Source organism: Polaribacter sp. OB-PA-B3 (assembly GCF_054589375.1).
Map to the genome: position 1 here is coordinate 1 of NZ_BAAIIX010000002.1, position 21039 is coordinate 21039.

Here is a 21039-nt window from a genome sequence, read left to right on the forward strand (position 1 = left end):
GTTGGCGAAGAGAACACTAGTTCTGAGACTAGCGGACATAATTATCAAGGTTATGTAGGTGGTTACTCTACAATTAATCTTTCTATGGCTGTAGGTAGTTTAGGTAAACCTAATGTTGGTGCTTTTAATATTACTTTACAAGCTGAAGAATCTTTGCAAAATGGTACCATTTTTGAAATAGTAGAAAAAAGCATTGTTCGATTAAATACTAGTTCTAGTTATTTAGAATTTAATAGAATTACAAGAGCAACAGATGAAATAAATATTAATTACAAATCTGCTACAGGTAAGACATTAATTTTCCTTAAAGATAATGTAGAAGTTGGTACTTATGATTTACCTGCAACATCTGGTTATGAAACATTTACCATTAATGATTGCGTTATTGTGGGGTCTACTATAAGATTTGAGTCTTCAGATTCTAACACAATTGATATTGACTTTATAGAAATGAGTGATGATGATGGTGATGTTTCTTGTGCGCCTTCTACCGGAACAGATAGTAGTTTATTTAAAACTCCTGGAACCTACATTCCTATCGGTCAAGGATTCTTTATTGGGGGTGATTCTGACGGTGGACCAATCGTATTTAACAACAGCCAAAGACAGTATGTTACAGAAGATAGTGGGAATGCTGTATTCTTTAAATCTGCAAGAAAAAAGGTTGTAGAACAAGATAACGGAGACTTTAATACATTGCCTTTGTTGAAAATAGGAATGGACTTTGTTAGCGAAGATAAAGAGCCATTACACAGACAAATTGGTGTGTCATTTAGCCCAAACAATACTTTTGAATTTGAAAAAGGTTTTGATAGCCCAATTAACGATTTAGGTGCAACTGACGTATACTGGAAATTTGAAAATAGTGATAACAAATATGTAATTGCAGGAATTCAAAGTATTTCAAATTCTTTAGAGATTCCTTTTGAAATAGTAATGAATTATAAAGGTGCTGTTATTTTAAATTTAGATGATATCAAAAAGGTAAACAATACCATTTTTGTAAAAGATAAATTGACTAACAAAACATACAACATTACAAATAACGAAGTTGTTTTACAATTAGATAAAGGAGAGCATTTAGATAGATTCTCGATTGTATTTAGTCAAGATACTGTATTAAGTATCGATGATACAAACCTAGAGAATCCGATTAATGATTTAATATCTACTTTCTTAGATAAAACTACTAACGAGTTAGTAATTGATAATAAAAACAATTTAAACATCGAAAATGTAGTATTATTTAACCTTTTAGGTCAAAAAACAAATAGCTGGAACATTGATTCTTCTGATAGTGAAAACAGACTTAAAGTTAAGAATCTAGTGAATGGAGTATATATTGTAAACATTAAAACTGAAAAAGGTATTATCAGTAAAAAGGTTTTGTATAACAAATAACATTACAATACTTACTTATTAAAAATAAAAAATCTCATTATCTATTTAAAGATAATGAGATTTTTAAATTATGAGCAACGGAATTTTATTTTTTGATATAGTTCTTTGGAATAGAAAAACCATCTCTAAAACCTTCTACAAATTTTATGTTTGTAATTTTTGCATTTCCAATTTTATCAGTTAAACCATCTTTAGAATTCCATCCATAAAAATCCCAATTTGTGGCAATAGAAATACCTTCTATTTCTGTATAATCTGTATATTTTATAGCATGCGGATCTGCTTCTGCAGCTTCTTTTGTTTTACCAGCAGTAACAATGTAGGCAACGTGTTCTAATAAATCACTTTCGTTATTTTTATAAACTACATACCAATCATCTGGTGCATCACCCGTATTTGCTTCAAAACTTAGTTTAGCTGTTTTTAAATTATTATTTGCTTCTTCTGTTGTATGATTAAAATCCCATTTTGTTCCGTTGTCATTTAATTTATATGGAAATAGGAAAAAATAATTCCATGTATATGCATGAAAACGCACTCCAGGATTTTCTTTTAATCCATCAGAAACAAAAATATCTTGTTTATCTACATAAATTTCATCACCATTTTTATACGTTATTTTGGCAATATCAGAAGAAGTAGAAACCGTTATATCTGCATTCAAAATTTCATTACCTCCAAAATTTATAACTGCATTAAATTGTATTGCTTCTTTAGCTAGAAAAACTACTTTTTTATGTGCAGTTTCGATAGCTTCAGAAAAATTCTTAGTTACCTTTTCTGTTTTTACAGTTTCAGTATTTTTTTCTGTTTTGGGTTGTTGTTTACAACCTGTAATAATTGTTGCGCCAAAAATGGCTGTAAAAAGTAATTTTTTCATGTTAGTTTAATTGAAAATTTAATTTAAAAATGTTTAATCGTTTTTAAGGAGGGCTCCTTACAAAAATTTCATATTAATTTCCTTTTATTCTTATCCAAAGATCTGATAGTAAATTTTTAGCATCGTCTTTATTTTTTTTGACTTCTATAAAAGTTACGTTTTCATTTTCATCAACATTAATTTTATACTTAAAAACAAAGTTTTCTGCATTTTTACGCATACTTAGGGTTCCGAATCTTAAATCATTAAAATAAAGTTCATTTTGTTGTTTACTAATTGTATACCAACCTTTAGAAATTGAAATCATTCGTTTTACTTTATCATTATTTTTTAAATTTCCTAATAAGTGATGATTCTTGGGGTAATAGGAAAATTCGATTGGTTTTTTATCAAAAAAAGAGGAATGACCTATCAAAAAAGCATTTTTAGTTTCTACGTTTGTAGTCCATAAAATAGTATTTAGAGGTGCGGGTTTTGTGGCTATTTTAGAATATGTAATATTTTGATTATTCAATTCTTTGGTGAATTTTTTGTAAGAAAGACCTTTTAAAATTAAGGAGATGGCTAAATAAGAACTACTTATTATCAACCCTAAATTATTATAAGTTTTTCTCTTTTTAGAAGTTCTTTTTTGAAACATTGCTAACAACACAAAAATGATAAAAGGTAATGTATATAATGGGTCTACAACAAAAATATTTTTAAAAGCCAATCTTATATCTAAAGGCCAAAACAATTGTGTGCCCCAAGTTGTTTGTGCGTCTAAAATAGGATGTGTTATAAACGCCCAAAAAAAGAGCCATGTCCAATTTTTAAAATTTTTATATTTCTCGAATTTTAGCACTAAATAAGCAAAAATCGGAGCAAAAATAACAGAGAATAAAATAGAGTGGGTAAAGCCTCTATGGATTTCTAGAGCAGTTACGGTATCTGTAAAAAAACTAGAAACTATATCTAAATCTGGTATTGTACCTGCAATTGCACCATACAACATTGCTTTATTGCCAATTTTTTTGCCTAATACGGCTTCACCAACTGCGGCTCCTAAAACTATTTGTGTTAAAGAATCCATAGGTTTAGAGTTTTAGATTAATAATAACTTTTTCTAAATTTTTTTTCAACCGAAAAGTCAATTAAGTTCATAAAGTTTTCATGCACACCAAGCGTAATGTCTAATTTTAATTCTTCAATAAACTTTAGAATTAAGGTAGATTTAAACTGTAAATCTGGTACAGAAACATATTTTTCAAAAAGACTACCAATACTTTTGTAGTAAAGCTGTTCAAAACTATTAAGGTTTTCTGGCTTCTCAGAAACGTATTCGTACGTATTTATTTTAAAAGATTCTAGAACGTCACCTACATAATTTTTATGTAAAATTTGTTTAGGGTTTACTATGTTTAGTTCTTTTATAGTCGGATTTAAAAATGCGTGTAAGATTGCTTTTGCAACAAAATCTACCGGAACAATATTTAAACCACTTTCTTTATCAATCCAAATCCTAAAATTATTTTTAGATTTTTTTGCATATTTATCTAAAAATATTGCCCAAGAATAAAATACATCAAACTTTGGTGTTTCAAAAAATGGCGCATCTAATAATCTACCGCAAATGATACTTGGTCTTAATATTTGTGCATCTATATTTTTTAGTTTACAAGTTTCTTTGACAAAAAATTCACTTTCATATTTAGATTTTTCATACGGATTTCTAAATTTATGAACGTTATAATTTTCTATTGAATCGTTTACTTTTTCATCTTGTATACCAAAAGAGTAAGCTGTACTTATATATAAAAAACGAGACACATTTTTAGGTAATTCTTCTAAAAGGTTTTTAGTTACTAAATAGTTTTGGGCATGTACAATTTGTTTAGAATCTGCTGTGTGTAATAAACTTGTAGAACCCGCACAATGTATAACAGTATCAAAATTATAATCTTGTAAAATAGTTTTGTTGATAGACTCTAAGTCATGAGAAATGACTGTAATTTTTTCTAAACAAGCTTCTAAAGTAAAATTGTTTAAAAACTCAGGACGAGATTTATCTTTAAGAATTGCTAAAAGTCTTTCTTCTGCAGTTTTTTCATTAGCTCGAATTACTACAAAAAGATGATTTACGGTTTTTTCTACAATAGCTTTGTGTAGCCATTCAAAAATAATGTGGCTACCAACAATTCCTGTACCGCCAGTTAACAAACAATTCATATAATTTTTTTTTGAAGTAATTAAAAAGTGAAATTAGTTCTTTAAACTAAAAAACCTCACAAATATGTGAGGTTTTTAAATATTATCTTTATCCTTTGTAAAAAGGTAGTTTTACAATTGTGGCTGGTATTACTTTTTTTCGAATTTGAATATTAATTCGAGTACCGCTTTTTGCAATATTAGTAGGTACATATCCTAAACCTATACCTTTATTTAAGCTAGGGCTCATTGTACCAGAAGTTACGTTACCAATTACGTTACCTTCAACATCAACAATATCATAGCCTTGTCTCGGTATTCCTCTTTCATTTAATTCAAAAGCAACTAATTTTTTTGTTGGTTTTTCTGCTTTTTGTTTAGCCAAAGCTTCAGAGTTTACAAAATCTTTAGTAAATTTTGTAATCCAACCCAAACCTGCTTCTATTGGCGAAGTTGTATCATCTATATCGTTACCATACAAACAATAACCCATTTCTGTTCTTAAAGTATCTCTTGCTGCTAAACCAATTGGTTTAATACCAAATGCTGCACCAGCTAAGAAAACTCTATTCCAAATTTGTTCTACTTCTTCATTTTTACAGTAGATTTCAAAACCACCAGAACCGGTATAACCTGTGGCAGAAATAATTACATTTTCAATACCTGCAAAATCACCTATTTTAAACTTATAAAATGGTATTTCTGATAAATCTAATGAAGATAAAGATTGCATTGCTTCTACAGCTTTGGGGCCTTGAATAGCTAATAAAGAGTACTCTTCTGATAAATCTCTTAAATCTGCATTAAATTCTTTATTGTAAGAAGAAATCCAGTTCCAATCTTTTTCTATGTTTGATGCATTTACAACCAATAGATATTGGTTTTCTTTAATTCTATAACAAATTAAATCGTCTACAATACCGTTTTCTGTGTTTGGTAAACAACTATATTGCGCATCGCCAATTTCTAATTTAGAAGCATCGTTAGACGTTACTTTTTGAATAAGTGCCAAAGCATTTTCACCAGAAACTAAAAATTCACCCATATGGCTTACGTCGAAAACACCAACAGCTTCTCTAACCGTTAAATGTTCTGCAGTAACGCCTTCATATTGAACCGGCATATTGTAACCAGCAAAAGGTACCATTTTAGCGCCTAATTTTTCGTGAACCGAATGTAATGCAATATTTTTCATGTATAGATTTCTTAAATTTAGCGCTAAATTATTGAAAAATTCGCAATTATCAATCACTAATATTTTGTTAATATTTCTACCTAATAAAAAATAATGTTACATTTGGGTAAACAACTTGTAAATCAACAATAATGAAGATTTTTAAAATTATTTTAATAACTTTTTTAACCACAACTTTTAGCGTGTTTTCACAAACTCCTACAGATTTTCTTTCTAAAGAATTTCATAAAGACAGAAGAGATGCATTAAGAAGTAAAATGCCAAAGAATTCTGTTGCCGTTGTGTTTGCAAATCCATTAAGAAACAGAGCTAATGATGTTGATTATGTTTTTCATCAAGATCCTAATTTTTATTATTTAACAGGTTATAGAGAACCAAACGGAGTTTTAGTTTTGTTTTCCGAAAATCAAACCGGTGAAAATGGACAAGTTTATAATGAAGTTTTATATGTTCAGAAAAAAAATAAAAGAGCAGAACAATGGAATGGTAAAAGGTTGGGAGTTGAAGGAGCTATTAATGAGTTGGGTTTTAAAGTAGCAAAAAATGCAGAAGACTTTATAAATGATACCCTAGATTATAAAAAATTTGATAGGGTTTTTATCGAAAAATTTAATGACGATTATAGAAATTCTACAAGAGAAAAAGCAGAAGTTTATGATTTGGTTTTGGCTTTTAAAGAAAAAGCAGATTTTAATCCTAAAAACTTTTTATCGCCTTTAAAAAAGCAGATTTACGAGTTGGTAAAATCTACGCCAATAGAAAATAGTGCAAATGTTGCACAGATAATTGGTAGAGCAGTAGCTTACGATGCATCTTTAAAAGATGATGAAGATTTAATGAAATTTAAAGAAGCAACAGATATTAATTTAAAGAAAGATTTGCAGCAAAAAATATCTTTAAAATTAGAAGCTAAAACAAATTTAGATGTAACTTTTTTATCAAGAAATTTAGCAACTTTAAGAGAAGTAAAAACTAAAGAAGAATTGGTTTTATTAACAAAAGCAGTAAGAATCTCTGCAATTGGGCAAGTAGAAGTAATGAAAGCCATGAAACCTCATATGTCTGAAACAGAATTACAAGGTATACATGAGTTTGTTTATAAAAAATATGGTGCAGAATACGAAGGATATCCGTCTATTGTTGGCGCAGGAAACAATGGTTGTATTTTGCATTATATAGAAAATAATAAAACAAAAGTTGGTAACGATTTAATTTTAATGGATTTAGGTGCAGAATATAGAGGTTATACTGCAGATGTAACAAGAACAATTCCTGCAAACGGTAAGTTTACAAAAGAACAAAAAGCTATTTACGAAATAGTTTATAAGGCTCAAGAAGCAGGTATTGCTGCTTATAAAATAGGAGAAAGTATGGCAAAACCAAATCTACTTTCTAAAAAAATTGTAAACGAAGGTTTATTTAAATTAGGTATTATAAAATCTATTGATGAAAAACATCCATATTATCCTCACGGAACATCACATCATATTGGTTTAGACGTGCACGATCCAGGAAATTATGGTAATTTTGAAGAAAATATGGTAGTTACCATGGAACCTGGAATTTATATTCCAGAAGGAAGTAATTGCGATAAGAAATGGTGGGGAATTGGTATTAGAATAGAAGATGATATCTTGGTTACAAAAAATGGGCCGGTAAACCTATCTGCAGAAGCACCAAGAACAGTAGAGGAAATCGAAAAAATGATGGCTAAAAAGTCTGTTTTAGATGATTTTGTTTTACCAGATTTAGATAAATAAATGAGCAAAACAGCAATTATATTAGGTGCAACTGGTTTAACAGGTAATTTACTTTTACAAAAGTTAATTGCAGATACATCGTATACAAAAATTAAACTTTTTTCTAGAAGTTCTGTAAATATATCATCAAGTAAAATAGAAGAACATTTAATAGATATGTTTGCTTTAGAAGAGCAAAAAACACTTTTTACAGCAGACCAAGTATTTTGTTGCATTGGCACAACAGCATCAAAAACTAAAGATAAAGAAAAGTACAAATCTATAGATTATGGCATACCGGTTACTGCAGCAAAATTAGCCAAAGCTAACAATATTACTACTTTTGCTGTAATGTCTTCTATGGGAGCAGATGCAAAAAGTTCTGTTTTTTATAACAGAATTAAAGGTGAAATGGAAAAAGATGTTTTATCACAAAATATAACCAATACATATATTTTAAGACCCTCTTTAATTGGTGGTAAAAGAGACGAGTTTCGTTTAGGAGAAAGTATCGGTAAAGGAATTATGAAATTCTTAAATCCGCTATTTATTGGGCCTTTAAAAAAGTATAAAATGATTCATCCAGATAAAATTGCAACTTGCATGAAAGTAGTTGCAAATACCTCAAACAACAATTCAATTATAAATTCCGACTTAATTTTAACGATAGCAAATTCTAATAATAATGAGTAAAGAACAACCAAACAACCCAATGCACGGTATAAAATTGGCAACAATTTTAGAACAATTGTTTAAAGAATATGGTTGGGAAGAATTAGGAGATCGATTAAACATAAATGCTTTTAGAAATAACCCAACATATAAATCTTCTTTAAAATTTTTAAGAACAACACCTTGGGCAAGAGAAAAAGTAGAAAAGTTTTACGAAAGAAATATGTTGTAATTTTTTTTGAAGCTATTTCCTGCTTTCCGCACTCGCTTTTTTTCTGAAAAAGAAAAAAGAGCTCAAACAAATGCTGCAATCAGGGCTAGAATTGTCTGCTAACCCTAATTATATAAGATGCTTAGTTAAAAATTTGTAAACAGGTTTTACTTTTATTTAGAAATAATATTAAGAACCAATTCTTTTGTTAAAGGTTGCCCATTGGCAATTTTTTTTATGTTTTCGAATGTAAAAACAAAATCACAACCAGATTTGTAATTTGAACACCCGTAAGCAGTTTTTCCTTTTAAAACTGTACCTTTTTTACATTTCGGGCAGCTAATTGTATCCGAAGAATTTGTGGCAACTTTTTTAACAGGTTGTTGTTTCGGTTCTAGCTTTAAAGCGAAACTATCATCAAACCTAATTAACCCCTCAACTTTACTATCATTTAAAACAAAACCTTTTAAGTTTGTTGTACAGCCTTTGTCTATTAGCCTTATTAGTTGGTTTTCAGAAACTTTTTTACCGTAAACTTCAAAAGGAATTTTTAAATCGCAACCAGCTTTATATTCAGAACATCCAAAAGCAGATGAACCTTTTAATAGTTTTCCTTTTTTACATTTAGGGCAGGTTTTACCTGCAACTTCTTTTTTAGATTTTACTTTTGGTTTCGAAGTATCTACTTGCTTAGCCTGATTTTTGTTTTCTGAAGAAATTCTTTTTTTAGATGTATTAGAACGGACTTCGTAGACCAATTCATCCACCATTTTTTTCATATTATTAATAAACGTTCCTGCGTTAAAATCACCTCGTTCAATTTCTTTCAAACGTTTTTCCCAAAGTCCGGTTAATTCGGCAGATTTTAATAATTCGTTGTCAATAATATTAATTAAATCGATACCAGTTTGTGTTGGTAATACTAGTTTTTTCTTACGTTCAATATATTTTCTTCGAAATAAAGTTTCTATTATACTTGCTCTTGTAGAAGGTCTACCAATTCCGTTTTCTTTCATTAATTCGCGCATTTCATCATCATCAACTTGCTTTCCTGCAGTTTCCATGGCGCGTAATAAACTTGCTTCTGTATAATTTCTTGGCGGTTTTGTTTCTTTTTCTAAAAACGAAGGTTCATGAGTTCCTTTTTCTCCTTTTACAAAAGAAGGCAAGGTCATTTTCTCATTCATTTCTTTTTTAACCTTACTTTCTTTAGTTTCAAAAACAACACGCCAACCTTTATTTAAAATTTCTTTTCCGGTTGTTTTAAAAGGAACTTCTGCCGCCTTACCAATTACAGATGTATTAGAAACATCAGAATCTGGGTAAAATACAGCAATAAATCTTCTTGTAATTATATCGTAAACCTGTTGTTGGTTGTACTGTAAATTACCTTGAATTCCTGTAGGAATTATTGCATGGTGATCTGTTACTTTTTTATCATCAAAAACACGTTTTGTTTTTTTGATTTTATTGCCTAAAAGCGTTTGTGTTAATTCGCTATAATTAGTTAGTTTCGATAAAATTCCGTGTATTTTTGGATACAAATCATTCGGTAAAAAAGTTGTATCTACTCTTGGGTACGTAACTACTTTCATTTCGTATAATTTCTGAACGATTTTTAAAGTTTCATCCGCAGAAAAACCGAACTTATTATTACAATATACTTGTAAACCTGTTAAATCGAATAATTTTGGAGCATATTCTTTTCCTTTCTTTTTGGTAACGGAAACAATTTCAAATTCTGATTGTGCAACCTTATCCGCTAAAACTTGACCGTCTTCTTGTTTAAGAAAACGTCCATCTTCATAATTAAAAAGTGTATTTCTGTATGTAGTTTGTAATTCCCAGTAAGGTTGTGGTTTAAAATTTTGAATTTCAAAATAACGATTTACCAACATGGCTAGGGTAGGAGTTTGCACTCTACCAACTGATAAAACTTGTTTAAAACCGCCGAATTTTACAGTATATAAACGAGTTGCATTTAAACCTAATAGCCAATCTCCGATAGCACGAGAATATCCCGCATAATATAAGTTATCGTAATCTTCTGCTGGTTTTAAATTTTTGAATCCGTCTTTTATGGCTTCTTCCGTTAAAGAAGAAATCCATAAACGTTGCACTTTTCCTTTGTAATTACATTGGTTAATTACCCAACGTTGTATCAGTTCTCCTTCTGTACCGGCATCCCCACAATTTATAATAACATCTGCTTTTTCGAATAAAGATTTTACGATGTTAAATTGTTTTTTAATTCCTGCATCACCTGTAACTTTTGTATCGAAACGATCTGGTAACATTGGTAAGTTGTTCAAATCCCAACTTTTCCAATGCGGTTTGTAATCTTTAGGTTCTAAAAGTGTACACAAATGCCCAAAAGTATATGTTACGGCATAACCGTTGCCTTCATAAAAACCATCACGTTTTGTGTTGGCTCCTAGAATGTTGGCAATTTCTCTTGCTACAGATGGTTTTTCGGCAATACAGACTTTCATTGGTTATTTTTGTGTGGTCGAAAATAGGGAATAAATATATATTTAAAGAAGCTCTTTATACGATTGTTGATAAATTAGAAGTTTTATGATTTTAAAAAATATTAACACAAATAAAATAGCAGCTATTTCAATTTAGAAAGCTCTTTTTTGAGATCTTCCCAAGTAGATTTTTTCTTTTTATTAGAATTAATAACTTCTTGTTGTATTTCATTCTTTTGAGAATCCGTTAAGTCATCCCATAAATCTGTTTTTTCTTTTTTGCTCATATTTTAAGAATAAAAATGTTATTTAATTAAAGCTAATTGAATTCGTTTTCGAACGACATCAACTTCTAAAACTTTTGCAGTAATTTGTTGTTGCAAACTTACAATTGTATTTACATCTTTTACAAAAGTATCCGATAGGTTAGAAACATGAATTAGACCACTTTCTTTTATACCAATGTCTACAAAACAACCAAAATTGGTAATGTTATTTACAATACCAGGTAATAATTGCCCGATTCTTAAATCTGAAATTGTTTTTATAGTTGCATCAAAAGAGAATACTTTAGCTTTTTCTCTTGGGTCTAAACCAGGTTTTTCTAATTCTTTTACAATATCCGTTAAAGTTGGTAAGCCAATGGTTTCTGTAATATAGTTTTTTAGATTTATTTGCTTTATTAAATCAGGTTTTCCAATAAAATTAGTAACTTTTAGCTTATTGTCTTTTGCAATTTTATCAACTAAAGCGTAACTTTCTGGATGCACAGCAGAATCATCTAACGGATTTTTACCATTCTTAATTCTTAAGAAACCGGCTGCTTGTTCAAATCCTTTTCCACCTAAACGAGGTACTTTTTTTATATCGTTTCTAGAAGAAAAAGAACCATTTTTATTTCTATAATTTACGATATTTTCTGCCAATTTTGGTCCAATTCCAGAAACGTAACTCAATAAAGATTCGCTTGCTGTATTTATATTAACTCCGATGGTGTTTACACAACTTTCTACAGTTGCATCTAAAGATTTCTTTAATTTAGTTTGATCGACATCGTGCTGGTATTGGCCAACTCCAATAGATTTAGCATCAATTTTAACCAATTCTGCCAACGGATCTTGCAAACGTCTACCAATAGAAACAGATCCACGAACGGTTACATCGTAATTAGGAAATTCATCTCTTGCAATTTTTGATGCTGAATAAATAGAAGCGCCAGCTTCACTAACCACAAAAACATCAACAGCATTTTTAAACTGAATTTTCTTTACCAATTGCTCTGTTTCACGAGATGCGGTTCCGTTACCAATAGCAATAGCTTCAATTTTATAAGCTTCTGTTAACGAACTAATTTTCTGAATGGCTTCAATTGTTTGTTTTTGTGGTTCATGTGGGTAAATATTTTCATTATGCAACAAATCTCCTTGCTCGTTTAAGCATACTACTTTACAACCAGATCTAAAACCCGGATCGATAGCTAACACTCTTTTTTCACCTAATGGTGCACCTAAAAGCAATTGTTTTAAGTTTTTAGAAAAGACTAATATAGCATCATCATCTGCTTTTTCTTTCGCTAGTGAAAGTCTTTCGTTTGATAGAGAAGGATATAACAAACGTTTAAAAGCATCTTTAATAGCAAATTCTATTTGTGTAGAACATTCATTTTGTGTTCTAATAATTCGATTTTCAATTCTTTGCAACAATCTTTCGGTATCAACTTCTATTTTAATTCTGATAAAACCCTCATTTTCGGCTCTTAAAATTGCTAAAAACCTGTGAGACGGAATTTTATTTAAAGACTCACTCCAATCGAAATAATCTTTAAATTTTTGTGCTTTTTCATCGTCTTTTTTAGACTTTATCACTTTGGATGAAATTGTAGCAAAACGTTCTAATTCTCTTCTAATATTATTTCTGATATCTGTGCGCTCATTAATCCATTCTGCAATAATAAAACGAGCGCCTTCTAAAGCATCTTCAATAGATTCAATGTCATTTTTAATATATTTTGAAGCAGTATATTCTAAGTCATTTACTCGCTGACTCATAATCATTTTTGCCAATGGTTCTAAACCTTGTAATCTCGCAGTTTCTGCTTTGGTTTTTCTTTTTTTCTTAAAAGGTAAATACAAATCCTCTAAAGAAATTAAATCTATAGAATTATTTACTTTTTCGGTTAATTCTGATGTTATAACATCTTGTTCTTCAAGTGCTTTTAAAATACTTTTTTTACGTTTTTCTAGAGTTTCGAAAGCTTCTTTAAATTTTACAATTTCGCCTATTTCTACTTCATCTAAATTACCAGTCATTTCCTTTCTATATCTGCTAATAAAAGGAACTGTAGCATCTTCATTTAATAAAGAAATTGTATTTTCTACAGATTTAGATGAAAATTGTGTTTGTTGTGTTATATATTGTAGTAATTGCATTTCTATTTTGAGTTTAAGCGAAAAAAAACCTCATAAAAATAAATTTTATGAGGATGTAAATATAGTTTTATTTTAAGCTTAATAATTTATTTTTTTAGCCATTTTTTTGAGAAAAAATTACCAAATTCATCTTTAATCTTTAGTATATAAACTCCTGCTTTTAATTTAGAAACATCTGTTGAATTCGAATTAATAGTAACTACTTTTTTTCCTAATAAATTATAAATTATACCAGATTTTATAGTGGACTTTGAATTTATATTTAACAGATCATCAACAGGGTTAGGATAAATATTAAAACCAAAATTATTATTATTTAAATTTTTAAATTTATCAATATTTAAAACAGCTTCAAAATCGGCGAATAATAATTCTTCACCTTCTTCAGAAATATTTCCTGTAAAATAAATTTTATTATTTAAAAAGGTACTTAATGAATTTATTCCATTTGGTAAATTTTCATAAGGAACTTTAAAACTATTAATAGACAAGACAGGTATTAAATTGGTTGAAGAATTTTTAATAGCATACATTCTGTAATTAAAATCTGAATTTCCATTGTGTTTAGTATTGATAAAAAGAATATCGTTTTTTGGAGTAAAATCAAAATATTGTTCTAAGGAGCTTGTTCCTGTTTCTGTGTCTTTAGCAAAAATTTTTTCTGGAGCCGTGTTGTTACTGATTCTCCACAACTCTGATTCGTAATTTTGATTTCGTATACTAAAATATAAATAGTCATTAAACACATAGAAATTACCTGCGTTTGAGCCCTGCGAACCTGGTACAATATCGTGTGCAATTGCAAAACTATCATCTTTTTCTATCGCCCAAATTTCTTCTCCTTTACCAGAAACAAAATCATTATTTGTATAATATATTTTATCTTTTACAGGATAAAATGCAGTATGGTTTCCAGTACCTTCAATTTTAGTAACTGTATTAAAATCAGTTCTGTATAATTCTTTTTTATTTGTTAATTTGTCTACTCCATAAAAATAAAAGTTGTTATTAAAAGAAAAATATGTATTCGGTAAAAGAGTTCCTTCTTTAATTGTACTTTCTATAATCGATATTTTTTGGGTACCAGCTTTAGTACCGTTAGTTTTCCACATTTGAAAATTTGAAAGGTTATTTGAACTTCCAGAACTTGAAACATAAAAATATAATTCGTTATTATGTTCTACGATTCTTGGTCTATGGTCTAATGCAGGTCTGTAGCTAGCATTAAATCCTGAATTTATGTCTTTAAGCATAATTGTACCAGCTTCTGTACCATTAGTTTTCCAAAGTTCCATTCCATTTGTGCCATTATCAGCAAAGAAATAAAGCTCATTATTAAAAATTTTAAATTGATTAATTCTTACGTATGCTCTATTATCGTTTAAAAAACCATTACCATTTGGGTTGATGTCTTTTAATAATACTGTTCCAGATTCAGTACCATCTGTAATCCAAAATTCTAAGCCGTTTTCTAAAGTATATGCTTTAAAAATGATTTTATCATTTAATACATAAAAGTCATATGGATTACTCGAATTAAAACCAGGATAAATATCTTTTAATAAAGTTGTTGTAGTGCCATCAAAAACAAATAGTTCTCTACCATGTATATTATCATCTGCAGAAAAATAAATTTTACCATTTAATGTTGTTTGAAATTTTGGTTTAGAATCTAAATTACCTGTTTTATTGATGTCTTTTAAGAGTTTAGTGCCAGAATTTGTGCCATCAGAAACCCAAAGTTCTCCCATATCATAATCACCTGTAGTACTTGTAAAAATCAATTGTTCTCCTAAATTATATAATACTATTGGTGTTCTACCGTCTGGCCAAAAAGGTTCTATAGAAATTGTACCATTTGCAGTGCCATTTGTTGTCCAAAGTCTATCTCCTTCGCCTTTGTAATTTGCAACAAAAAAGGTTTTTGTATTGGTAGATGCTTCATAAGATTTGATATAAGTAATATCTTGAGTAGCAATTTTTGTTGTGCTATTTGTTGTGCCATCAAAAAGATGAATTCCTCTTTCTAAAAGCAATAATAAATCACTACCTCTATTAATAATTGCCTGAATACCACCATCTCCACTTGCGTTGCTAAAGACTAATTTTGTTCCTTCAATTGTTCCATCAGATTCCCAAAGCTCGTGTGTAAAACCAAAATAAACTTTATTATTAAAAGATGTTATGTCAGTAATTGCAGCAGAAAAAGAGCCTGTAAATTCTTTTAGTTGAAAAGTTTCTGCTTCTGTACCATCTGTAGTCCACAATTCTTTTTTTCCATTTTGAAACAAAAACCTATCTACAGCTTTGTGAAATTTTGATGGTGTTGCATTTACAGTTTGAAAAGTGTTTACACCTATATCTTTTAAGAAATAAGTTCCTGCTGGTGTTCCATCAGAAACGTAAGGTTCTATCCCTAAATTTTTTGTGTATATGTAGGCAACAAATCTAGTATCATCTAATTTAAAAATGGCATTTCCATTGTTTGCTACATTATTGGTTGCAAATTGATCTGCAGGAAAAGTAAGCAAAACATCTGTAGAATTTCCATCTGTTTTATACAAACCAGTGGTATTGGTAACTTTACCATTTTCATAGATATAGTCTAAATAATAAAAAAAGCCATTGAATGCACCAAGTGGCTCTGAAACACTTAAATTTTCTTTAATTTTTGTGGTTCCATTTTCTGTGCCATCAGATTTCCAAATTTCTCTATTTTCCATGTAGTAGATGAAATCTTCTGTAATAAAGTATCCTTTTTCTGGTAAATTATCTATTTGAATGGTTCCTGCTTCTGTGCCATCTGTTTTCCATAGTTTTCTAACGGAAGTATTAGAAAATTGATCATCAAGTTCGGCTGAAAAGAAGAGCTGATTTTTAAATTTAAAGAAGTTTTCTAAAGAACTGCCTCTTGTACCTTGATTCACATCACTTGCAACTTGAATTTGAGAATTGATTTTATTAACACTTAAAATTAAAGTGAATAGTAGCATAATTTTTTTCATAATAATGATTTAATTTTTATCAAAATTATGAGTAAGTAATGTAAATCTCAATACGATATTTGACGTATTTTTAGGCTATAATTTTCTCAAAAGCCAATCTTTTTGCGTTGTAAGAAGTGTATATAATGCCGCAATATTTGTAACCTAATTTTTTTAATAAAGATTGCATACCTAAATTGTCTTCGTGTGTGTCAATTTTTAAACTTTTAACTTTTTTTTCTAATAATTGTAGGTGAAACTCATGAAACATAAAAGTGGCTAGCCCAAATTTTCTAAATTCTTTTTTTATAGCCATTCGGTGAATTACACCGTATTTTTCATTTTCAGAAACAATCCATTCACCATCTATTACCTTTTTATAAGTTGGTTCTTTTCTTAAAGTAAACATAGAAGTTGCAACAATTAAATTATCATCGTTAACAACAACAAAACTTTCGCAATTTTTGATGTCGTTTGTAACTTGCGCTGCATTCGGATATCCGTTTTGCCATTGGTCTATGTTTTGTGATTTTAAATGCGCTTTTGCATCATCAATAATAATTGCAATTTCTGGGATATCTTCAATTTTAGAAAGTCTAATCTTCATCAATATTTACTTAAATCATTTTAAAATCTAATAGCAATTCTCCGTTTACAGAACATTGTAAATGATCTCCTTTAAAAATTTCTCCTTTTCCTAAAGCAGGTGTACCTGTAAAAATTAAATCGCCAGGTTGCAACGTCATATATTTAGAAATAAATACAATAATATCTGCGAAGTCATTAATCATATACGCAGTATTACTTTTTTGTTTTACTTCTCCGTTAATTTTTAAGTCGAAATCTATATCAGCTAAATTGTAATTAGAAACGGGTTTAAAACTAGAAATTGGTGCTGCACCATCAAAACCTTTGGCAAATTCCCATGGATGTTTTGTTTCTCTAGCGTCTTTTAAAATATCTGTAGCTGTATAATCAATGCCAACGGCAATTTCTGAAATGTAAGCGTTTGCATCTTCTTTGGTAATGTTTTTGCCTTCTTTACCAATTTTCACAACCAATTCTACTTCGTATATTAACTCGTTTGTTATTTCACTTGGATAAGCTACGTCACAATTTATAGCTAAACTAGATTCTGGTTTCGAAAAGATGAATTTTTTACCTTTTTTCTTTTCTTCAATATCTTTTAAATCGGTAACATAATTACTTCCTATTCCTAATATTTTCATTGTGGTTATTGTTTGTTTATGGATTAGTAAATATAAAAAAATCCACCTAAAACAATTGCTTTGGTGGATTTTTAATGGTTTGTATTTTTTATTAAGCTTCTACTTTTTCTTTTTTAGTAGCTTTTGTTTTAGAGAAATCTATTGTTTCTTGATTGTTTAAAATATCTTTTATCGTTTGTCTTTTTCTAATTAGATAATCTTGCCCTTTATGCACCATAACTTCTGCAGGTAAATAACGAGAATTGTAATTAGAAGCCATAGAGAAACAATAAGCACCAGCATTATGGAAACATAAAATATCTTCTTCAGAAATTTCTGCAATTCTTCTGTTAGACGCAAAAGTGTCTGTTTCGCAAATATAGCCTACCACAGAATAATAACGATCTCTACCAGAAGGATTAGAAATATTTGTAATATGATGATAAGAGTCGTACATCATAGGTCTAACCAAATGGTTAAAACCAGAATCTACATGAGCAAATACAGTAGAAGTTGTTTGTTTTACTACGTTAACTTTTGCTAAGAATACTCCAGCTTCTGAAACCAAAAATTTACCAGGTTCGAACATTAAAGTAATATCTTTACCGTATTCTGTACAAAACTCATTAAAACGTTCTGAAAGTTGTACACCTAATTGCTCGATGTCTGTAGAAATATCTCCTTCTTTGTAAGGTACTTTAAAACCGCTACCAAAATCGATAAAATCTATGTTTTCGAATTGTCTGGCAACATCAAATAAAATATCCGAAGCACGTAAAAAAGTATCGATATCTAAAATATCAGAACCTGTGTGCATGTGAATTCCGTTAATATTCATTCCGGTATTTTCTACAACACGCTTAATATGTGGTACTTGATGAATTGAAATTCCGAATTTAGAATCGATATGACCTACAGAAATTTTAGAATTTCCACCAGCCATAATATGTGGATTGATACGTACACAAACCGGAATGTTTGGGTGTTTTTGACCAAATTGTTCTAAAATAGATAGATTATCAATATTAATTTGAACACCTAACTTAGCTACTTCTTCAATTTCTGATAAAGAAACACCGTTTGGAGTATAAATAATATCTTTAGGATCTATACCGGTTGTTAAACACAATTGAACTTCTTGGTAAGAAACTGTATCTAACCCAGAACCTAAGTTTTTAAAAAACTGTAAAATATTAATATTTGATAATGCCTTTACAGCATAATTTAACTTTAAGTTTTTTACGCTACTAAAAGCATTTGTTAATCTGTTGTATTGAGATTCTATTTTGTCTGTATCGTAAACATATAAAGGACTTCCGTATTTATTTGCCAACGCTGTTAATTGTGTACTTTCCAATTTTTAATAATTTTAGAGTGTCAAAAGTAAATAAATTGTTTAATAAATTACGTTTTGTTTAAAAATACAACAAATTGTTTTTTATTGTGATTTTTAGTTGTTTTTATAGGTGAAAATTAGTTGAAATGATGTTAATAACTAATTGCTAAAAATGTTTATTTTTTGTTGCTTAAAACCTATTTTTACGAGTACATCAAACCAATAGTAGCAAGAGATTTTATGAGTCAAGAAACAAAATATACAGAAGATAATATTAGATCTTTAGACTGGAAAGAGCATATAAGAATGCGACCTGGTATGTACATTGGTAAGTTGGGCGACGGTTCTTCTGCAGACGATGGTATTTATATTCTTGTAAAAGAAGTGTTAGATAACTCTATTGATGAGTATGTAATGGGCGCCGGAAAAACTATAGAAATTTCTATACACGGTAGTAAAGTTACAGTTAGAGATTATGGTAGAGGTATCCCTTTAGGTAAAGTGGTTGATGTAGTTTCTAAGATGAATACGGGTGGTAAATACGATTCTAAAGCATTTAAGAAATCTGTTGGTTTAAATGGTGTTGGTACAAAAGCTGTAAATGCACTTTCTTCTTATTTTAGAGTAGAGTCTTCTAGAGAAGGTAAATCTGCTTCGGCAGAATTTAGCCAAGGTAATTTAGAAAACGAAGAATTCTTAGAAGAAACATCTCGAAGAAAAGGTACTAAAGTATCATTTATACCAGATGAAACTATTTTTAAGAACTACAAATTCAGAAATGAGTATGTGGCAAAAATGCTTAAAAATTATGTGTATCTAAATCCGGGTTTAACCATTATTTTTAATGGAGAAAAGTTTTTCTCTAAAAACGGATTAAAAGATTTATTAGAAGACAATAACAACATAGAAGACATGTTGTATCCAATAATTCACTTAAAAGGTGATGATATTGAAGTTGCAATTACACATAGTAAAACACAATATTCAGAAGAATATCATTCTTTTGTAAATGGTCAACATACAACACAAGGTGGTACACACCAAGCAGCATTTAGAGAAGCGGTTGTAAAAACTATTAGAGATTTTTATGGTAAAAATTTCGAAGCATCAGATATTCGTAAATCAATTATATCTGCGATTGCCATAAAAGTTATGGAGCCAGTTTTTGAAAGTCAGACAAAAACAAAGTTAGGTTCTACAGATATGGGAGGAGATTTACCAACGGTTAGAACTTATATAAACGATTTTTTAAAAACCAAGCTAGATAATTTTTTACATAAAAATGTAGAAGTTGCAGATGCTCTTCAAAAAAAGATAATTCAGGCAGAAAAAGAGCGTAAAGAATTATCTGGTATTCGAAAATTAGCAAAAGACAGAGCTAAAAAAGCAAGTTTACACAATAAAAAATTAAGAGATTGTAGAATACATTTAGGTGATGTTAAAAAAGAAAATTACTTAGAAACAACACTATTTATTACCGAGGGAGATTCAGCATCTGGTTCTATTACAAAATCTAGAAATGTAAACACACAAGCTGTATTTAGTTTAAAAGGAAAGCCTTTAAATTCTTACGGATTAAGTAAAAAAATTGTGTACGAAAATGAAGAGTTTAATTTATTACAAGCTGCTTTAAATATAGAAGATGGTTTAGAAGATTTAAGATATAATAATATTGTAATTGCTACCGATGCCGATGTAGATGGTATGCATATTCGTTTATTATTGATAACTTTTTTCTTACAGTTTTTTCCAGAATTGATAAAAGAAGGACATTTGTTCATATTAGAAACACCATTATTTAGAGTAAGAAATAAAAAGCAAACTTTTTACTGTTATTCTGAAGAAGAAAAGCGTGAAGCCATTGAAAAATTAAGAGGAAAACCAGAAATAACTCGATTTAAAGGTTTGGGAGAGATTTCGCCAAACGAATTTGTGCATTTTATTGGTGATGACATTCGATTAGATCCTGTGATGTTAGATAAAGAAATGTCTATAGAACAAATGTTACAGTTTTATATGGGAAAAAATACACCAGACAGACAAAAATTTATTATCGAGAATTTAAAAGTAGAATTAGATTACGTAGAAGACGAAGCATAGATGAAAAAAGTAAAGACGGTTTTTAATATAATTTCAATAATTTTTCTAATCATTTTAATTTTCTGGATAACGCAGGTAAATTATAATGATTTATCGTACAAGGAAAACTCTTCTGCCTATTTAGGAATTTTATCAACAGGTATGATGTCTTTGGCATTGCAGTTAATTATTAGAGGAGTAAAAGAAAAGAAATAGGAAATTTTATTTGATATTAATTTAAAGAAAA

The 21039-nt window shown here is 29.3% G+C and carries 17 protein-coding genes; 6 read left to right on the top strand and 11 right to left on the bottom strand.

Annotated features, from left to right (window positions below):
• Nucleotides 1-1401 (top strand): T9SS type A sorting domain-containing protein (locus tag ACYPV9_RS03670; protein ID WP_459741675.1); only part of this gene is annotated, 1401 nt, incomplete at its 5' end.
• Between the two features lie 85 nt (nucleotides 1402-1486).
• On the opposite strand, the gene ACYPV9_RS03675 is transcribed toward ACYPV9_RS03670, so the two are convergent.
• The 4 genes from ACYPV9_RS03675 to gcvT all read right to left on the bottom strand — a co-directional run bounded on the left by ACYPV9_RS03675 (nucleotide 1487) and on the right by gcvT (nucleotide 5663).
• Nucleotides 1487-2281: a hypothetical protein gene (locus tag ACYPV9_RS03675; RefSeq protein WP_459741676.1), complete on the bottom strand. Its 795-nt coding sequence runs from the start codon at nucleotides 2279-2281 to the stop codon at nucleotides 1487-1489.
• A gap of 73 nt (nucleotides 2282-2354) precedes the next feature.
• Nucleotides 2355-3353: a metal-dependent hydrolase gene (locus ACYPV9_RS03680; RefSeq protein ID WP_459741678.1), complete on the bottom strand. Its 999-nt coding sequence runs from the start codon at nucleotides 3351-3353 to the stop codon at nucleotides 2355-2357.
• A 17-nt stretch (nucleotides 3354-3370) separates the two neighbouring features.
• Complete coding sequence (locus ACYPV9_RS03685; RefSeq protein WP_459741679.1) at nucleotides 3371-4489, bottom strand: SDR family oxidoreductase; 1119 nt, start codon at nucleotides 4487-4489, stop codon at nucleotides 3371-3373.
• An 88-nt stretch (nucleotides 4490-4577) separates the two neighbouring features.
• Nucleotides 4578-5663, bottom strand: coding sequence for a glycine cleavage system aminomethyltransferase GcvT (gcvT, locus tag ACYPV9_RS03690; RefSeq protein WP_459741682.1), 1086 nt, complete (start codon nucleotides 5661-5663; stop codon nucleotides 4578-4580).
• 131 nt (nucleotides 5664-5794) lie between these two features.
• Here gcvT and ACYPV9_RS03695 point away from each other — a divergent pair, with 131 nt between their 5' ends.
• From ACYPV9_RS03695 to ACYPV9_RS03705, 3 genes are read left to right on the top strand one after another with little or no spacing between them, the layout of a single operon-like run.
• A complete protein-coding gene (locus ACYPV9_RS03695) occupies nucleotides 5795-7423 on the top strand; it encodes an aminopeptidase P N-terminal domain-containing protein (protein WP_459741684.1) in 1629 nt (542 codons plus the stop codon).
• The gene (locus ACYPV9_RS03700; protein ID WP_459741686.1) at nucleotides 7424-8095 is read left to right on the top strand and encodes an NAD(P)H-binding protein; all 672 of its coding nucleotides are present in this window, start codon (nucleotides 7424-7426) and stop codon (nucleotides 8093-8095) included.
• Entirely contained in the window at nucleotides 8088-8306 is a 219-nt protein-coding gene (locus ACYPV9_RS03705) for a VF530 family protein (protein ID WP_077809049.1), read from the top strand. The genes ACYPV9_RS03700 and ACYPV9_RS03705 overlap by 8 nt, the downstream gene beginning before the upstream one ends.
• Before the next feature lie 152 nt (nucleotides 8307-8458).
• Here the strand turns inward: ACYPV9_RS03705 and ACYPV9_RS03710 are convergent, their stop codons facing one another.
• The 7 genes from ACYPV9_RS03710 to lysA all read right to left on the bottom strand — a co-directional run bounded on the left by ACYPV9_RS03710 (nucleotide 8459) and on the right by lysA (nucleotide 18734).
• Nucleotides 8459-10777: a DNA topoisomerase 3 gene (locus ACYPV9_RS03710; RefSeq protein ID WP_459741688.1), complete on the bottom strand. Its 2319-nt coding sequence runs from the start codon at nucleotides 10775-10777 to the stop codon at nucleotides 8459-8461.
• Nucleotides 10778-10899: 122 nt separating this feature from the next.
• The gene (locus tag ACYPV9_RS03715) at nucleotides 10900-11043 is read right to left on the bottom strand and encodes a hypothetical protein (protein ID WP_299061151.1); all 144 of its coding nucleotides are present in this window, start codon (nucleotides 11041-11043) and stop codon (nucleotides 10900-10902) included.
• Nucleotides 11044-11061: 18 nt separating this feature from the next.
• Nucleotides 11062-13185 (bottom strand): Tex family protein, encoded by a 2124-nt coding sequence (locus ACYPV9_RS03720; RefSeq protein ID WP_459741690.1) that lies wholly within the window; start codon nucleotides 13183-13185, stop codon nucleotides 11062-11064.
• An 86-nt stretch (nucleotides 13186-13271) separates the two neighbouring features.
• Entirely contained in the window at nucleotides 13272-16190 is a 2919-nt protein-coding gene (locus ACYPV9_RS03725; protein ID WP_459741692.1) for a T9SS type A sorting domain-containing protein, read from the bottom strand.
• A 70-nt stretch (nucleotides 16191-16260) separates the two neighbouring features.
• Complete coding sequence (locus ACYPV9_RS03730) at nucleotides 16261-16776, bottom strand: GNAT family N-acetyltransferase (RefSeq protein WP_459741694.1); 516 nt, start codon at nucleotides 16774-16776, stop codon at nucleotides 16261-16263.
• A gap of 10 nt (nucleotides 16777-16786) precedes the next feature.
• The gene (locus ACYPV9_RS03735; RefSeq protein WP_459741696.1) at nucleotides 16787-17398 is read right to left on the bottom strand and encodes a fumarylacetoacetate hydrolase family protein; all 612 of its coding nucleotides are present in this window, start codon (nucleotides 17396-17398) and stop codon (nucleotides 16787-16789) included.
• Between the two features lie 91 nt (nucleotides 17399-17489).
• A complete protein-coding gene (gene lysA / locus ACYPV9_RS03740; RefSeq protein WP_459741699.1) occupies nucleotides 17490-18734 on the bottom strand; it encodes a diaminopimelate decarboxylase in 1245 nt (414 codons plus the stop codon).
• 219 nt (nucleotides 18735-18953) lie between these two features.
• Here lysA and ACYPV9_RS03745 point away from each other — a divergent pair, with 219 nt between their 5' ends.
• Nucleotides 18954-20813: a DNA topoisomerase IV subunit B gene (locus ACYPV9_RS03745; RefSeq protein ID WP_459742626.1), complete on the top strand. Its 1860-nt coding sequence runs from the start codon at nucleotides 18954-18956 to the stop codon at nucleotides 20811-20813.
• Nucleotides 20814-21008, top strand: coding sequence for a hypothetical protein (locus ACYPV9_RS03750; protein WP_459741701.1), 195 nt, complete (start codon nucleotides 20814-20816; stop codon nucleotides 21006-21008).
• Nucleotides 21009-21039: the final 31 nt, after the last annotated feature.

Excerpts from the sequence above, each read along its gene's own strand:
- ACYPV9_RS03720 (WP_459741690.1), bottom strand. The coding sequence starts at position 13,185 with ATGCAATTACTACAATATATAACACAACAAACACAATTTTCATCTAAA.
- ACYPV9_RS03750 (WP_459741701.1), top strand. The coding sequence starts at position 20,814 with ATGAAAAAAGTAAAGACGGTTTTTAATATAATTTCAATAATTTTTCTA.
- ACYPV9_RS03700 (WP_459741686.1), top strand. The coding sequence starts at position 7,424 with ATGAGCAAAACAGCAATTATATTAGGTGCAACTGGTTTAACAGGTAAT.
- ACYPV9_RS03705 (WP_077809049.1), top strand. The coding sequence starts at position 8,088 with ATGAGTAAAGAACAACCAAACAACCCAATGCACGGTATAAAATTGGCA.
- gcvT (WP_459741682.1), bottom strand. The coding sequence starts at position 5,663 with ATGAAAAATATTGCATTACATTCGGTTCACGAAAAATTAGGCGCTAAA.
- ACYPV9_RS03745 (WP_459742626.1), top strand. The coding sequence starts at position 18,954 with ATGAGTCAAGAAACAAAATATACAGAAGATAATATTAGATCTTTAGAC.
- ACYPV9_RS03675 (WP_459741676.1), bottom strand. The coding sequence starts at position 2,281 with ATGAAAAAATTACTTTTTACAGCCATTTTTGGCGCAACAATTATTACA.
- ACYPV9_RS03735 (WP_459741696.1), bottom strand. The coding sequence starts at position 17,398 with ATGAAAATATTAGGAATAGGAAGTAATTATGTTACCGATTTAAAAGAT.
- ACYPV9_RS03680 (WP_459741678.1), bottom strand. The coding sequence starts at position 3,353 with ATGGATTCTTTAACACAAATAGTTTTAGGAGCCGCAGTTGGTGAAGCC.
- ACYPV9_RS03725 (WP_459741692.1), bottom strand. The coding sequence starts at position 16,190 with ATGAAAAAAATTATGCTACTATTCACTTTAATTTTAAGTGTTAATAAA.
- ACYPV9_RS03710 (WP_459741688.1), bottom strand. The coding sequence starts at position 10,777 with ATGAAAGTCTGTATTGCCGAAAAACCATCTGTAGCAAGAGAAATTGCC.
- ACYPV9_RS03685 (WP_459741679.1), bottom strand. The coding sequence starts at position 4,489 with ATGAATTGTTTGTTAACTGGCGGTACAGGAATTGTTGGTAGCCACATT.
- ACYPV9_RS03730 (WP_459741694.1), bottom strand. The coding sequence starts at position 16,776 with ATGAAGATTAGACTTTCTAAAATTGAAGATATCCCAGAAATTGCAATT.
- ACYPV9_RS03715 (WP_299061151.1), bottom strand. The coding sequence starts at position 11,043 with ATGAGCAAAAAAGAAAAAACAGATTTATGGGATGACTTAACGGATTCT.
- ACYPV9_RS03695 (WP_459741684.1), top strand. The coding sequence starts at position 5,795 with ATGAAGATTTTTAAAATTATTTTAATAACTTTTTTAACCACAACTTTT.